The organism is Inquilinus sp. (assembly GCF_057815775.1).
This window is the reverse complement of record NZ_JBYRFX010000555.1, coordinates 1-13,783: the sequence shown is the minus strand read 5'-3', so window position 1 is coordinate 13,783 and position 13,783 is coordinate 1. Positions and strand designations below refer to the sequence as shown.

Annotated in this window: 14 protein-coding genes; 10 read left to right on the top strand and 4 right to left on the bottom strand. The window is 69.5% G+C overall.

Features of this window, described 5'->3' with window-relative positions:
- The 3 genes from AC3XYG_RS19345 to AC3XYG_RS19335 all read left to right on the top strand — a co-directional run.
- On the top strand, positions 1 to 1,395 hold a 1,395-nt coding region (locus AC3XYG_RS19345), incomplete at its 5' end, for an ATP-binding cassette domain-containing protein (RefSeq protein ID WP_489141492.1).
- Positions 1,392 to 2,540 carry an ABC transporter permease gene (locus AC3XYG_RS19340; RefSeq protein ID WP_489141491.1) on the top strand — a complete coding sequence of 383 codons (1,149 nt, stop codon included), beginning with the start codon at positions 1,392 to 1,394 and terminating at the stop codon, positions 2,538 to 2,540. The genes AC3XYG_RS19345 and AC3XYG_RS19340, both read left to right, overlap by 4 nt.
- 1 nt (position 2,541) lies before the next feature.
- Positions 2,542 to 3,651, top strand: coding sequence for an ABC transporter permease (locus AC3XYG_RS19335; protein ID WP_489141490.1), 1,110 nt, complete (start codon positions 2,542 to 2,544; stop codon positions 3,649 to 3,651).
- Positions 3,652 to 3,658: 7 nt separating this feature from the next.
- Here the strand turns inward: AC3XYG_RS19335 and AC3XYG_RS19330 are convergent, their stop codons facing one another.
- A complete protein-coding gene (locus AC3XYG_RS19330; RefSeq protein WP_489141489.1) occupies positions 3,659 to 3,853 on the bottom strand; it encodes a hypothetical protein in 195 nt (64 codons plus the stop codon).
- Between the two features lie 273 nt (positions 3,854 to 4,126).
- Between AC3XYG_RS19330 and AC3XYG_RS19325 the strand changes: the two genes are divergently transcribed.
- Together AC3XYG_RS19325 and AC3XYG_RS19320 are read left to right on the top strand one after the other, a co-directional pair.
- Entirely contained in the window at positions 4,127 to 5,356 is a 1,230-nt protein-coding gene (locus tag AC3XYG_RS19325; RefSeq protein WP_489141488.1) for a benzoate/H(+) symporter BenE family transporter, read from the top strand.
- 124 nt (positions 5,357 to 5,480) lie between these two features.
- Positions 5,481 to 6,155, top strand: a complete 675-nt coding sequence (locus AC3XYG_RS19320) for a hypothetical protein (RefSeq protein WP_489141487.1) — start codon at positions 5,481 to 5,483, stop codon at positions 6,153 to 6,155.
- A 16-nt stretch (positions 6,156 to 6,171) separates the two neighbouring features.
- Here the strand turns inward: AC3XYG_RS19320 and AC3XYG_RS19315 are convergent, their stop codons facing one another.
- Entirely contained in the window at positions 6,172 to 6,873 is a 702-nt protein-coding gene (locus tag AC3XYG_RS19315) for an ArsR/SmtB family transcription factor (protein ID WP_489141486.1), read from the bottom strand.
- 143 nt (positions 6,874 to 7,016) lie between these two features.
- On the opposite strand from AC3XYG_RS19315, the gene AC3XYG_RS19310 reads away from it, so the two are divergent.
- A complete protein-coding gene (locus AC3XYG_RS19310; RefSeq protein ID WP_489141485.1) occupies positions 7,017 to 8,402 on the top strand; it encodes an MFS transporter in 1,386 nt (461 codons plus the stop codon).
- Here AC3XYG_RS19310 and AC3XYG_RS19305 read toward each other — a convergent pair.
- Both AC3XYG_RS19305 and AC3XYG_RS19300 read right to left on the bottom strand, forming a co-directional pair.
- Complete coding sequence (locus AC3XYG_RS19305) at positions 8,383 to 9,198, bottom strand: alpha/beta fold hydrolase (protein ID WP_489141484.1); 816 nt, start codon at positions 9,196 to 9,198, stop codon at positions 8,383 to 8,385. The two genes, AC3XYG_RS19310 and AC3XYG_RS19305, sit on opposite strands and share 20 nt — an antisense overlap.
- A gap of 11 nt (positions 9,199 to 9,209) precedes the next feature.
- Positions 9,210 to 9,623 (bottom strand): GFA family protein, encoded by a 414-nt coding sequence (locus tag AC3XYG_RS19300; protein ID WP_489141483.1) that lies wholly within the window; start codon positions 9,621 to 9,623, stop codon positions 9,210 to 9,212.
- A gap of 206 nt (positions 9,624 to 9,829) precedes the next feature.
- Here AC3XYG_RS19300 and AC3XYG_RS19295 point away from each other — a divergent pair, with 206 nt between their 5' ends.
- From AC3XYG_RS19295 to kdpB, 4 genes are all read left to right on the top strand, one after another.
- Positions 9,830 to 10,051 (top strand): hypothetical protein, encoded by a 222-nt coding sequence (locus AC3XYG_RS19295; protein WP_489141482.1) that lies wholly within the window; start codon positions 9,830 to 9,832, stop codon positions 10,049 to 10,051.
- 7 nt (positions 10,052 to 10,058) lie between these two features.
- On the top strand, positions 10,059 to 10,148 hold the full coding sequence (kdpF, locus tag AC3XYG_RS19290) for a K(+)-transporting ATPase subunit F (RefSeq protein WP_489141481.1): 90 nt from the start codon (positions 10,059 to 10,061) through the stop codon (positions 10,146 to 10,148).
- A 21-nt stretch (positions 10,149 to 10,169) separates the two neighbouring features.
- Entirely contained in the window at positions 10,170 to 11,876 is a 1,707-nt protein-coding gene (gene kdpA / locus AC3XYG_RS19285; protein ID WP_489141480.1) for a potassium-transporting ATPase subunit KdpA, read from the top strand.
- 15 nt (positions 11,877 to 11,891) lie between these two features.
- A partial coding sequence (gene kdpB / locus AC3XYG_RS19280) for a potassium-transporting ATPase subunit KdpB (protein ID WP_489141479.1) occupies positions 11,892 to 13,783 on the top strand: 1,892 nt, incomplete at its 3' end.

Here is a 13,783-nt window from a genome sequence, read left to right as displayed (position 1 = left end):
GACGAGCGGCCGGCGGTGTTCGACGAGCTGCTGGGCTTCACCGACCTCAAGCGCTTCACCGGCCGTCTCGCCGGCAAGCTGTCCGGCGGCATGAAGCAGAAGCTCGGCCTGGGCTGCGCCCTGCTGCGCAAGCCGCGCCTGTTGCTGCTGGACGAGCCGGGGGTCGGCGTCGACCCGATCTCGCGCCGCGAGCTGTGGGGCATGGTGCAGGATTTGACCCGCGAGGGCATCGGCGTGGTGTGGTCGACCGCCTATCTCGACGAGGCCGAGAAATGCGACCGGGTGCTGCTGCTGAACGAAGGCAAGCTGCTGTATGAGGGCGAGCCGGCCGGGCTGACCGGGCGGGTCGAGGGCCGGGTGTTCCGGCTGAGCGGGGTCGAAGGCCGCCGCCGGCAGGTGCTGGCCACGATGCTGGACCAGCCCGGCGTGATCGACGGCGTGATCCAGGGCACCGCGATCCGGCTGGTGACCAAGGCGGCGGACCATCCTCCGGCCCCGCCCGAAGGGGCTGGCGCCGAAGCGACGGTCGCGCCGGCGCCGCCGCGCTTCGAGGACGCCTTCGTCGACATCCTCGGCGGCGGCCCGGGCGGCCGGTCGAAGCTGGCCGAGGCCCGGCAGACACTGCCGCCGCGCGATGGCCCGGTGATCGAGGCGCGCGGCCTGACCAAGCGCTTCGGCGACTTCACCGCGGCCGACGACATCAGCTTCGACATCCCGCGCGGCGAGATCTTCGGCCTGCTCGGGCCGAACGGCGCCGGCAAGTCGACCACCTTCAAGATGCTGTGCGGGCTCTTGAAGCCGACGGCGGGGGAGGGACGGGTGGCCGGCTTCGACCTGCGCCGCGACGCCGCCGCGGCACGCAACCGCCTGGGCTACATGGCGCAGAAATTCTCGCTCTACGGCGATCTCAGCGTGGCGCAGAACCTCGCCTTCTTTGCCGGGGTCTATGGGCTGGACCGGCGCCGCGCCCGGCAGCAGGCCGAACTGATGACCGGGATCTTCGAATTCGGCGACCAGCTGTCGCGTTCCGCCGGCACCCTGCCGCTCGGCTTCAAGCAGCGGCTGGCCCTGGCCTGCGCCGTGATGCATGAGCCCGAGGTGCTGTTCCTGGACGAGCCGACCTCCGGCGTCGACCCGATCAGCCGGCGCGAGTTCTGGACCCACATCAACGGCCTGGTTGAGACCGGGGTGACCGTGCTGGTCACCACCCATTTCATGGACGAGGCGGAGTACTGCGACCGGATCTCGCTGATCTATCGCGGCCGCTCGATCGCGCTCGGCTCGCCGGACGAGCTCAAGGCCAAGGTGGCGGACAAGGACAATCCCGACCCGACCATGGAAGACGCCTTCATCGCCCTGGTCGAAGCCTCGGATGCGAAGGCGGAGGCGGCATGAGCGCCGCCACCCAGGCCAGCCGCGCCGACCGCCTCCGCCGCTTCGGGGCGCTGATGCGGAAGGAGGGGCGGCAGATCCTGCGCGATCCGTCGAGCCTGCTGATCGCCGTGGTGCTGCCGGTGCTGCTGCTGTTCCTGTTCGGCTATGCCCTGTCGCTCGACGCCGACCACACCAAGATCGGCATCGCGGTGGAAAGCCCCAGCCCGGCGGCGCGCGACCTGGCGGCCAGCTTCCAAGGCTCGCGCTATTTCGACGCCCGCATCGGCACCGACCGGCGGCAATTCGCCGAAGACCTGGTGACCAACCGGATCAAGGGCATCATCGTCATCCCGGAGACCTTCACCGCAGCACAGGCCCAGCCCGGCGGAGCGCCGCAGATCCAGGTGCTGGTCGACGGCACCGATCCCAACACCGCCAATTTCGTGCTGGCCTATGCCCAGGGCGTGCTCGCCAGCTGGCAGGCGATGGACGCGGCCGGGTCGGGTGGCAGTGGCCTGCCTGCGATCGATGTCGAGCAGCGGGTCTGGTTCAACCAGGAGCTGGTCAGCCGCAACGTGCTGGTGCCCGGCGCCATCGCCATCGTCATGACCATGATCGGCACTCTGCTGACCGCGCTGGTGGTGGCGCGGGAGTGGGAGCGGGGGACGATGGAGGCGATGATGGCGACGCCGGTGACGTCGCTGGAACTGCTGGCCGGCAAGATCCTGCCCTATTTCCTGCTCGCCCTGGCCTCGCTGACCCTGTGCGTCGTCGTCACCGTGTTCCTGTTCGGGGTGCCGTTCCGCGGCTCGGTCCTGGCGCTGTACCTGGTCTCCGCCGCCTTCCTGTGTCCGGCGCTCGGCCTCGGCCTGGTGATCTCCGCCGCCACCAAGAACCAGTTCCTGGCGTCGCAGCTGGCCCTGGTCGCCGGCTTCCTGCCGTCCTTCCTGCTGTCGGGCTTCCTGTTCGAGATCAACTCGATGCCGGTGGTGATCCAGTGGATCACCGTCATCATCCCGGCGCGCTACTACATCCCGGCGCTGCAGACCGTGTTCCTGGCCGGGGACATCTGGCCGCTCTACCTCCGCAGCATCGCCGTGCTGCTGGTCGAGGGGGCGGTGCTGTTCACTTTGGCGGCGCGGCTGAGCCGGAAGAGGCTGGTCTGAGATGTGGCGCCGACTGAGAGCCCTGATCGTCAAGGAACTGCTGGCGGTGCTGCGCGACCCGCGCAGCCGGATGATCCTGATCGTGCCGCCGATCCTGCAGCTGTTCGTCTTCGCCTATGCCGCGACCATGGAGGTGAAGAACGCCGACCTCGCCCTGCTGGACCGCGACCGCGGCGCCTGGAGCCAGGAGCTGGTGAACCGCATCGACGGCACCCCGACCTTCAGCACCATCCGGGTGGTGGAGACGCCGGAGGCGCTGCGCCGGGCGATCGACCTGCAGCAGGTGCTGGTGGCGGTCGAGATCGGGCCCAGCTTCTCACGTGATGTCGCCGCCGGCCGCCCGGCCGACCTGCAGGTCATCCTCGACGGCCGCCGGTCCAACGCCTCGCAGCTCGCCGGCGCCTACCTCTCGCAGATCGTGAGCAGCCTTGCCGCCGATGCGGCCAGCCCGAGCGGCGTGTCGACGCGGCCGGAGCCGGCGGTGCCGCGCTTCTGGTTCAACCCGGGATTGGACACGCAATGGTTCATGGTGCCGAACCTGATCGCCGTGATCGCGGTGCTGATCGGGCTGATCGTCACCGGCCTGTCGATCGCGCGGGAGCGGGAGCTGGGCACCTTCGACCAGCTGCTGGTGTCGCCGCTGCGGGTGCATGAGATCCTGATCGGCAAGACGGTGCCGTCGCTGCTGATCGGTTTCGTCCACTGCACGGTCTACCTGCTGGCGGCGCTGTTCTGGTTCGGGCTGCCGCTGCGCGGGGCGCTGCCGATGTTCTACACCGGCGTGTTCTTCTACCTGCTGGCCCTGATCGGCATCGGGCTGTTCATCTCGTCGCTGTCGGCGACGCAGCAGCAGGCGATCCTGGGATCGTTCCTGTTCATGATCCCGGCGACGCTGATGTCGGGCTTCGCCACGCCGATCGACAACATGCCGGGCTGGCTGCAGCCGGTGACCTATCTCAACCCGCTGCGCTATTTCATCATCATCGTCCGCGGCGTGTTCCTGAAGGGATTGCCGCTGGACGAGATGCTGCGCAACACCGTGCCGTTGGCGCTGATCGCCCTGGTGACGCTCAGCGCTGCCGCGTGGATGTTCCGGCGACGGATGGAATAGCCGCGGCTTACGGCTGCGGCACGGTCCGGTTGTACGGGTCCTGGCCGTCTTCGACGGTCGGCTGGGTCCGCGACTGCACGGCGGGGGTCGGGTTGTGGACCGACAGGTTGAAATTGTCGTTCAGGCCGCCGCCCTGCGAACAGCCGGCCAGTGCCAGGACGGCGAAGATCGCGGGGAAAAGTGCCGTTGCCGGGCGTTGCATGACCTGACTCCTCGGATGAGCTCTTGTTGTGAAACGATGGTGATTCATAGGTGGGATCGAGCTCTCACGATACGATCCCTCGACCGGCGGCGATGTGCAATGCCGCATCGCGAAAGCGCCGCTTGCGAATCAGCTTCCCGCTTCGGCTCGTGTGGCCGGATTGCACCCAAACAATTGATTTATTTCGGTTCTGTGGAAACGCCGATACGCTGGGGGTCATAAAGATCGGCGGAGGCCGGGCAGGGCCGCCCGTGATCCCGCGGGGGCCATTCCATGCGCACCGACGACAGTTCCACGATCGACGATGCCGGCGCCGCCATCGCTCCGCCGCGCGGCGGGTCGGCGTTGCAGCCGGTGGCGGCCGGGCTGCTGGCCGCCGTCGTCGGCTTCGCCAGCGCCTTCACCATCGTGCTGCAGGGCCTGGCCGCCGCCGGCGCCACCCCGGCCCAGGCGGCGTCGGGGCTGGCCGCGGTCTGCATCGGCCAGGGGCTGCTGGCGATCGGCCTGTCGCTGCGGTCGAAGCTGCCGATCAGCATCGCCTGGTCGACCCCCGGCGCCGTGCTGCTGATCGCGACCGGCGCACCGGCTGGCGGCTTCCCGGTCGCGGTCGGCGCCTTCCTGGTGGCCGCCGCGCTGGTGGTTGCGGCCGGGCTGTGGCGCCCGTTCGGCCGGCTGGTCACCGCGATCCCGGTGCCGCTGGCCAGCGCCATGCTGGGCGGGGTGCTGCTCGACCTCTGCCTCGCCCCGGCCCGGGCGGTCGGCGCCATGCCGATGCTGGCCGTGCCCGTGGTCCTGGTCTGGGCGCTGACCTGGCGCTTCGCCCGGCTCTACGCCGTGCCGGCCGCGGTGGTGGTGGCGGTGGTGCTGATCCTGCTGACCACGGCGGTGCCGCCCGCCGCCTTCGCCCATCTGTGGCCCGAACCGGCCTTCACCGCCCCGGTCTTCTCGGCCGGCGCGATCATCGGCATCGGCGTGCCGCTGTTCATCGTCACCATGGCGTCGCAGAACGTCCCCGGCCTGGCGGTGCTGAACGCCAATGGTTACCGCCCTGCGGTCGGACCGCTGTTCGTCGCCACCGGGCTGACCAGCGCCGTGACCTCGGTATTCGGCGGCCATGCGGTCAACCTGTCGGCGATCACCGCGGCGCTGTGCGCCTCGCCCGAAGCGCATCCCGACCCGGCGCGGCGCTGGCCGGCGGCGGTGGTGGCCGGCGCCACCTATGTCGTGGTCGGCCTGTTCGCCGGCTTCGCCGCCGCCTTCATCGCCGCGTCGCCGCCGCTGCTGATCCAGGCGGTGGCCGGGCTGGCGCTGCTCGGCAGCCTCGGCGGCGCCCTGTCCTCGGCGCTGGCGCGGGAGGAGGAGCGGCTGCCGGCGATCGTCACCTTCGTCACCACCGTCTCCGGCCTGTCGCTGTTCGGCATCGGCGCCGCGTTCTGGGGCCTGCTGGCCGGCGGCGCCATGCTGGCGCTGGCCAGGCTGAGGCCGGCCGCCTTGCCATCATAATGCCGGAACCGGGGTGTCTCTGGACAGCACCGTTCCAGACCATGGATTCACCGTGAAGCCCCTGTTGCCCCTCTGCGCCGCCCTTCTCGCCGGCCTGTCCGCGTCAGCCGGGCGGGCGGACGAGATGGTTATCCCAGACGTCACCTATCCCAGCCTGCCCGCGCAGGCGGCTGGGGCCGACGGATTCGTGCCGCCGGGCTGGAAACTGGAGGCGCAGGCCAAGGGCGACCTGAACGGCGACGGCGTCCCCGATCTCGCCATCGTCCTGCATGACGCGGACCCGAAGAACGTCGTCGCCAATGCCGGCGGCCTCGGCGCGGACACGCTGGACACCAACCCGCGAATCCTGGCCGTCGCCTTCGGTCTGAAGGGGGGCGGTGTCTATCACCTGGCGCTTGAAAACCACGCCCTGATCCCGCGCTGGACCGAGCCGACGGTCGAGGACCCGTTCGATGCGGATAGCGGCATCGGCATCGCCCATGGCGCGTTGCATGTGACGCTGGAGTTCTTCGCCGATGCCGGCACCTGGACGACATCGAACACGACCGAGACCTTCCGCTGGCAGAAGGGCGGGTTTGAGCTGATCGGCTACGACCGCACCGAAACCAATCGTGGCAGCGGCGAGATCCAGGGCGTCAGCATCAACTACCCCGCCGGGAAGGCGAAGCGGACCCATGGCGCCACCGACAGCGACAAGGTGGACACCAGCTGGGAAACCCTCCCGGCCCGGCCACCCCTCCGCCTCGACCAGATTGGCGACGGGATGGCCTTCGATCCCAACCAGCCGCCGAAGCGGTAGCGCCGCGCCGAGCGGATCAGTCGCCCAGCCCGGCCTCGATCCCCAGCTGATCCTTCAGCCCGGCCCAGCCCTGCGGCGTGACCTGGATGGCGCGGCTGTCGGCTGGGCGCCGCAGCCAGCCGCGGTGGCAGAGCAGATCGAGGAACTCCACCCCGAGCGGACCGGCCAGATGGTGCTGCCGCTCGGTCCAGTCCAGGCATTGCCGGGCCAGGCCGCGCCGGGTCGGCTGCAACTGGCCGGTGTCGAGGCCCTGGGCGGCGAACCAGTCCCGCCCGGCCGGCGTCAGGTCGAACTGCTTGTCGGCCGCGGCGACGATGAAGCGGCGATCCTGCAGCGCCTGGGTCACGGCCACGCCCAGCCGCCCGGCCAGGTGGTCGTAGCAGCTGCGGGCGAAATGCAAATGCCGAGCCTCGCGGGTCAGCGGCTTGCGCCGCACCGCGTCCGCCGGACCGATGCCCGACAGGGTCTCGATCGCCAGGGCGACATGGGGGCCGGCCAGCCGGTAATAGCGGTGCCGCCCCTCGGTCTCGACCGTCAGCAGCCCGCCGGCCAGCAGCTTGGCCAGATGGGTGCTCGCGGTCTGCGGCGTCACCCCGGCGGCATAGGCCAGCTCCCCCGCCGGCCACGCCCGCCCGTCGATCAGCGCGATCAGCATGCTGGCCCGGGCCGGGTCGGCGATCAGATGGGCGGCGGCGGCGATGTTGGGGCGTGATGTCATGGACGGTCTCCGGCTGGACCACGCCATGCTACTCCCGGGACGGGCGGCATGCTTCGATCCCGATCGAAGCATCGGGCAGGACGGGCGGCCTAGGCTGCAGGCCCATCCGGAACCGGAAGCCCGGCTTCATGCCAGACGGCCTCATGCAAACCAGCGGAATTCTTCAGCGCCGCGTGCTGGCGGCGACCAGCATCAGCTATGTCGTGGTGCTGCTGGACGCGTCGATCGTCAATGTCGCCCTCGACAGCATCGCCGACGGCCTCGCGGCCGGGACAGCGGGGCTGCAATGGGTGGTGAACGCCTACATCCTGGCCTTCGCCAGCCTGCTGCTGACCGGCGGCACGCTGGGCGACCGCTGGGGTGCGCGGCGGGTCTACCTGGCCGGCCTCGCCTTGTTCACCCTGGCCTCGGCGCTGTGCGGCCTCGCCCCCGGCCTCGCCGTGCTGACCCTGGCCCGGGTGCTGCAGGGCATCGGTGCCGCGCTGCTGGTGCCGTGCTCGCTGAAGCTGATCAACCAGGTCTATCCCGACCCGGCCGGTCGGGCCCGGGCGATCGGGCTGTGGATCGGCTTCGGTGGTGTCGCCATGGCGGCCGGCCCGCTGGTCGGCGGGGCGCTGATCGACCTGTTCGGCTGGCGCAGCATCTTCGCCGTGAACGTGCCGATCGGCCTTTGCGGCCTGGTCTTGACCTGGCGGGTCGCCGGCGGTGGCGGCGTGCCGGGCCACCGGTTCGATCTCGCCGGCCAGGCCACCGCGATCCTGGCGCTGGGGTCGCTGATCGGCGTGCTGATCGAAGGCGCAGCGCTGGGCTGGCTGTCGCCGCCGATCCTGGCCGGGATGGCCGTCGGCCTTGCCGCCGGGGCCGCTTTCCTGTGGATCGAGGCGCGCCGGCCGCAGCCGATGCTGCCGCTGTCCTTCTTCCGGAACGGCGTGTTCACAGGATCGACCGTCGCCTCGATGGCGTCGGCCCTGGTGTTCTATGGCCTGCTGTTCGCCTTCAGCCTGTATTTCCAGCAGCAGCGCGGCTACTCCCCGCTCCAGGCCGGGCTCGCCTTCCTGCCGATGACGGCGATGGTGGCGGGCGGCAGCATGCTGTCCGGCCGGTTGGTCGTGGCGTTCGGCCCGCGCCGCTCGATGGGCCTGGCCTTCGCCGGCTACGCCGCCGGGTCGCTCGGCATGATGCTGTTCACGCCGGCGGCGCCCTATTGGCAGGCGGTGCTGCCGATGCTGCTGATCGGCACCGCCTCCGGCTTCGTCTCGCCGGCCGCGACCGCCCCGGCCATGGGGACGGTCGAGGCCAGCCGCGCCGGGGTGGCTGCCGCCGTGCTCAACGCCGCCCGGCAGACCGGGGCGGCGCTCGGCGTCGCGGTGTTCGGCTCGCTGACGGCCGCGATCCACCCGTTCGAGGCCGGCCTGCATGCCGCCCTCTGGGCCGCTGTGGCCGTGTCGCTCACCGCCGCGCTGGTCTGGTGGCTGGCGCTGCGACCGATCGGCGCCCGGCGCAGCGACCTCAGCGCTCGGCCTCGTTGATGCGGTCGAGGAAGGCCAGCACCACGGCATTGAATTGCTCCGGCCGTTGCAGCGGCGCGAAATGGCTGACGCCGGGCAGCCGGATCAGCTCGGCCCCGGGAATGCTGCGGGCGAGGTAATCGGCATGCTCGGGCTTGATGAATTCGTCATGCTCGCTGTGCACGATGGCGACCGGCACCCGAATGGCGGCCAGGTCGTGCGCCGTGTAGTTCGGCTGCGTCTTCATCATCTCGCCGACCGCTTCGACGAAGGGCATGAACTGGTCCGGCGTGGCCGACAGCACCGCGTAGTCCTTGCCGTGCCTGCTGAAGCACCGGTCGATGACCGGGGTGGGCACGAACGGCTTGGTGCCGCTGGGGTCCATGTTGCAGCCGAAGAAGAACACGCCGGCACTGCGTGCCGGGGCCTGCGCCGCCAGGATCAGGGCGACGCACGCGCCGTCGCTCCAGCCCACCATGGCGGCCTTTTCCACCTGCAGCGTATCCATCACGGCCAGGACGTCAGAGGCCATCAGCTCATAGCTGTAGGGCCGGGTGTCGCGCGTGCTGCGGCCATGGCCGCGGCTGTCGACGACCACGACGCGATGACCGGCGGCGACCAGCGCCGGCACCTGGTGGCCCCAATTGCCGCTGTGGCCCAGGCCGCCATGCAGCAGGATCACCGGCGGGCCGGAGCCGAAGGCCGCATACCAGATCCGGGCGCCGTCATGGTCGACATGGCCCTGTCCGGCCGGGGCGGGCAGGGGCGGGGCGCCCTGCGCCTCGAAGGTGCTGAGGTCGTCGTCGTGGACTGCCATGATGCCTCTCCTTACGCCGCCGCGCCTGGCGGCATCGTCTCGAACTCCGGCAGGTCGCCGGCGATGTGGTCCCAGGGCTGGCGGCTGCGCACATTGATCGCCGCGTCCGGTCGGATCACCGACGGGTCGTCCAGCGCGCCGGCATAGAGCGTGACCATGTCGGGGTCGATGTCGCAGGTGCCGAACAGCTGGCTGCCGCAGAGCGGGCAGAAATGGCGGTATGCCGGCAGGCCGCTGCCGCCGGTCAGGGCATAGAAGTGGATTTCGCCCTGCACGGTCATCGCCGCCAGCGGCACGCCGACATAGGTGGAATGGCCGGCACCGCTGGCGCGCTGGCAGCTGCGGCAGTGGCAATGGCCGGTGTAGACGGGATCGGCCGCCACCTCGTAGCGCACCGCGCCGCACAAGCATCCGCCCGTCATCATCGCGTTCTCCCTCTGTCCCAAGCCGTGCCGCTTCGTTCCGCATAGGCCTGATGCCGCTGATGTTGTATAATCGTCGAGGCCGGTGCGAAATCGACATCGCTTCCAATTAAAATAACCGACCTGCCGGCCGAATAAGCTGGGGATGATGCCGATGGCGACAGATGTCCCTTCGCGTTATCCGCCGGGCCCGGCCCGGCAGCGCCGCCATGGCGCGGCTGCGGTTCGCCCGCAAATCCCGCCAACAAATCCCGCCAACAAATCCCGATCGAATTTTTATGTGGTCCGGGCGCCTTATCGCCCTCGATCACACGATTCCGCAGCCTTGCCTGCGGGAAGGAGATTTCGTGCTCGATGTTCTGATGCTCGCCCTGGTCGCGGCGTTCTTCGCCGCCGGCCTGGGCTATGTGCTGCTTTGCGACCGGCTGTGAGGAAACGATGACCTTCGACCTCATCCTCGGCGGCGTGGTGTCCCTGCTTTTGCTCGGCTACCTCATCTACGCCCTGGTCCGACCCGAAAAATTCTGAGCCAGGAAAGCTGAGGCAGCCATGACTCTCAACGGCTGGATCCAGATCGCGCTCTACTGCGTGATCGTCGTCCTTCTGGTGCGCCCGCTCGGCGGGTATATGGCCCGCGTGTTCGAGGGCGAACGCACCTTCCTTTCACCCGTCCTGCGCCCGGTGGAGCGCGTCCTCTATGCCGCTGCCGGTGTGCGCGAGGATCGCGAGCAACACTGGACCGGCTATGCCTTCGCCATGCTGCTGTTCAGCCTGGCGGGCGTCATCCTGCTCTATGCCATGCAGCGCTTCCAGGACATCCTGCCGCTGAACCCGCAGGGCATGATGCCGGTCGAGCCCGGCCTGGCCTTCAACACCGCGGTCAGCTTCGTCAGCAACACCAACTGGCAGTCTTATAGTGGCGAAACCACTATGAGCTACTTCGTCCAGATGGCCGGGCTGACGGTGCAGAACTTCGTCTCGGCCGCCACCGGCATCGCGCTGGCCATCGCGCTCGTCCGCGGCTTCGCCCGGCGCTCGGCCCAGACCATCGGCAATTTCTGGGTCGACCTGACCCGGGCTGTGCTCTACGTGCTGCTGCCGATCTGCATCGTCGCGACGATCTTCTTCGTCTGGCAGGGCGTGCCGCAGACCTTCGGCGCCTATGTCGACGCCACCACGCTGGAAGGCGCCAAGCAGACGATCGCGCAGGGGCCGGTGGCCTCACAGCTCGCGATCAAGATGCTCGGCACCAATGGTGGCGGCTTCTTCAACGCCAATTCGGCGCACCCCTACGAGAACCCGACCGCGCTGTCGAACTTGGTGCAGATGGTGCTGATCTTCGCGATCGGTGCCGCGCTGACCAACACCTTCGGCCGCATGGTCAAGAACGAGCGCCAGGGCTGGGCGATCTTCGCCGCCATGGGCGTGCTGTTCCTGGCCGGCGTGTTCATCACCTACTGGCAGGAAGCCGGCGGCGGCCATCTGCTGGCCTCGCTCGGCGTCGACACGTCACTGGGCAATATGGAAGGCAAGGAGGTTCGCTTCGGCGAGGCCCTGTCGTCCCTGTTCGCCGTCATCACCACCGCTGCCTCCTGCGGCGCGGTCATCGCCTGGCACGACAGCTATACCGCGCTCGGCGGCATGATCCCGATGATCAACATGATGCTGGGCGAAGTCGTGATCGGCGGCGTCGGCGCCGGCCTCTACGGCATGCTGCTCTTCGTCGTCGAGGCGATCTTCGTCGCCGGCCTGATGGTCGGCCGCACGCCGGAATATGTCGGCAAGAAGATCGAGGCGAAGGAGGTGAAGATGACCATGCTGGCGCTTCTCGTCCTGCCGCTGTCGATGCTGGGCTTCACCGCCCTGGCGGTGTCGACCCAGGCCGGCCTGGCCGGCATCCTCAACCCGGGGCCGCACGGCTTCAGCGAGGTGCTCTACGCCTATGTCTCGGGCACGGCGAACAACGGCTCGGCCTTCGGCGGCCTGACCGCGACCTCGCTGTTCTACACGATCACCCTGGGCTTCGCGATGCTGATCGGCCGCTTCCTGATGATCGTGCCGATGCTCGCGGTCGCCGGCTCCCTCGCCGCCAAGCGCAGCCTGCCGCCTTCGGCCGGCACCTTCCCGACCACCGGGCCGCTGTTCGTCGGCCTCTTGATCGGCGTCGTGCTGATCATGGGCGGTCTCACCTTCTTCCCGGCCCTGGCGCTGGGCCCGGTGGTCGACCACCTGGCCGCCGCCGGCACTCTGTTCTGATCGGACACGTCCGTCATGAAAGCCTCAAACACTCCGGCGTCCCTGTTCGACGCCAAGATCATGGGCCCGGCCGCGATCGACGCGTTCCGCAAGCTCGACCCCCGCGCCATGTGGCGCAACCCCGTGATGTTCGTGGTCGAGGTCGTCGCGGCCCTGACCACGGTGCTGCTGCTGCGCGATCTGGCCATCGGTGCGCCGGGCGTCGGCTTCACCATCCAGATCGTGCTCTGGCTGTGGTTCACCGTGCTGTTCGCGAACTTCGCGGAAGCGGTGGCCGAAGGTCGCGGCAAGGCGCAGGCCGACAGCCTGCGCCGGACCCAGACCGACGCCATGGGCAAGCGCCTGGCCGACCCGGCCGGTCGCGAGACCGAACTGGTGCCGGCGCTGTCGCTGCGCCAGGGCGACTTCGTCCTGGTCGAAGCGGGCGACCTGGTGCCGTCCGACGGCGAGGTCATCGAAGGCATCGCCTCGGTCGACGAAAGCGCGATCACCGGTGAATCCGCCCCGGTGATCCGGGAATCCGGCGGCGACCGTTCGGCCGTCACCGGCGGCACCCGCGTGCTGTCGGACTGGGTCAAGGTGCGCATCACCGCGGCCCAGGGCTCGACCTTCCTCGACCGCATGATCGCGCTGGTCGAAGGCGCGTCGCGCCAGAAGACGCCGAACGAGATCGCGCTGAACATCCTGTTGGCCGGCCTGACGATCATCTTCGTCTTCGCCACGGTCACCATCCCGGCCTTCGCCACCTATGCCGGCGGCTCGGTCTCGGTGGTGGTGCTGGTGGCGCTGTTCGTCACCCTGATCCCGACCACGATCGGCGCGCTGCTCTCGGCCATCGGCATCGCCGGCATGGACCGGCTGGTGCGCTTCAACGTGCTGGCCATGTCCGGCCGCGCGGTGGAGGCGGCGGGCGATGTCGACACCCTGCTGCTGGACAAGACCGGCACCATCACCCTCGGCAACCGGCTGGCGACCGAATTCGTGCCGCTGCCCGGCGTCACCGAGGCCGAGCTGGCCGATGCCGCCCAGCTGTCCTCGCTCAGCGACGAGACGCCGGAAGGCCGCTCGGTCGTGGTGCTGGCGAAGGAGAAGTACGGCCTGCGCGCCCGTGAGGTCGGCCGCATGCAGGCCCATTTCGTGCCCTTCACCGCGCAGACGCGGATGAGCGGCGTCGATGTCGAAGGCTCGGTCATCCGCAAGGGCGCGGTCGACGCCGTCATCGCCCATGTCCGCGAGGTCGCCGGCAATCCGCGCCTGGCGATGCCGAAGGAGCTGGAGCAGGTCACCGAGCGCATCGCCAAATCCGGCGGCACGCCGCTGGCCGTGTCCCGCGACGGCAAGCCGCTCGGCCTCATCCACCTCAAGGACGTGGTCAAGGGCGGCATCCGCGAGCGCTTCGCCGAGCTGCGGCGGATGGGCATCCGCACCGTCATGATCCCCGGCGACACCCCGCTGACCGCCGCGGCGATCGCGGCCGAGGCGGGGGTCGACGACTTCCTGGCCCAGGCGACGCCGGAGGCCAAGCTGGCGCTGATCCGCGAGGAGCAGGGCAAGGGCCGGCTGGTGGCGATGTGCGGCGACGGCACCAACGACGCGCCGGCGCTGGCCCAGGCCGATGTCGGCGTGGCGATGCAGACCGGCACGGTGGCGGCGCGCGAGGCCGGCAACATGGTCGACCTCGACAGCGACCCGACCAAGCTGATCGAGGTGGTCGGCATCGGCAAGCAGCTGCTGATCACCCGCGGCGCGCTGACCACCTTCTCGATCGCCAACGACGTGGCCAAGTACTTCGCCATCATCCCGGCGATGTTCCTGGCCTTCTACCCGCAGCTGGGCGTGCTCAACGTCATGGATCTGCACTCGCCGCAGAGCGCGATCCTGTCCGCGATCATCTTCAACGCCCTGGT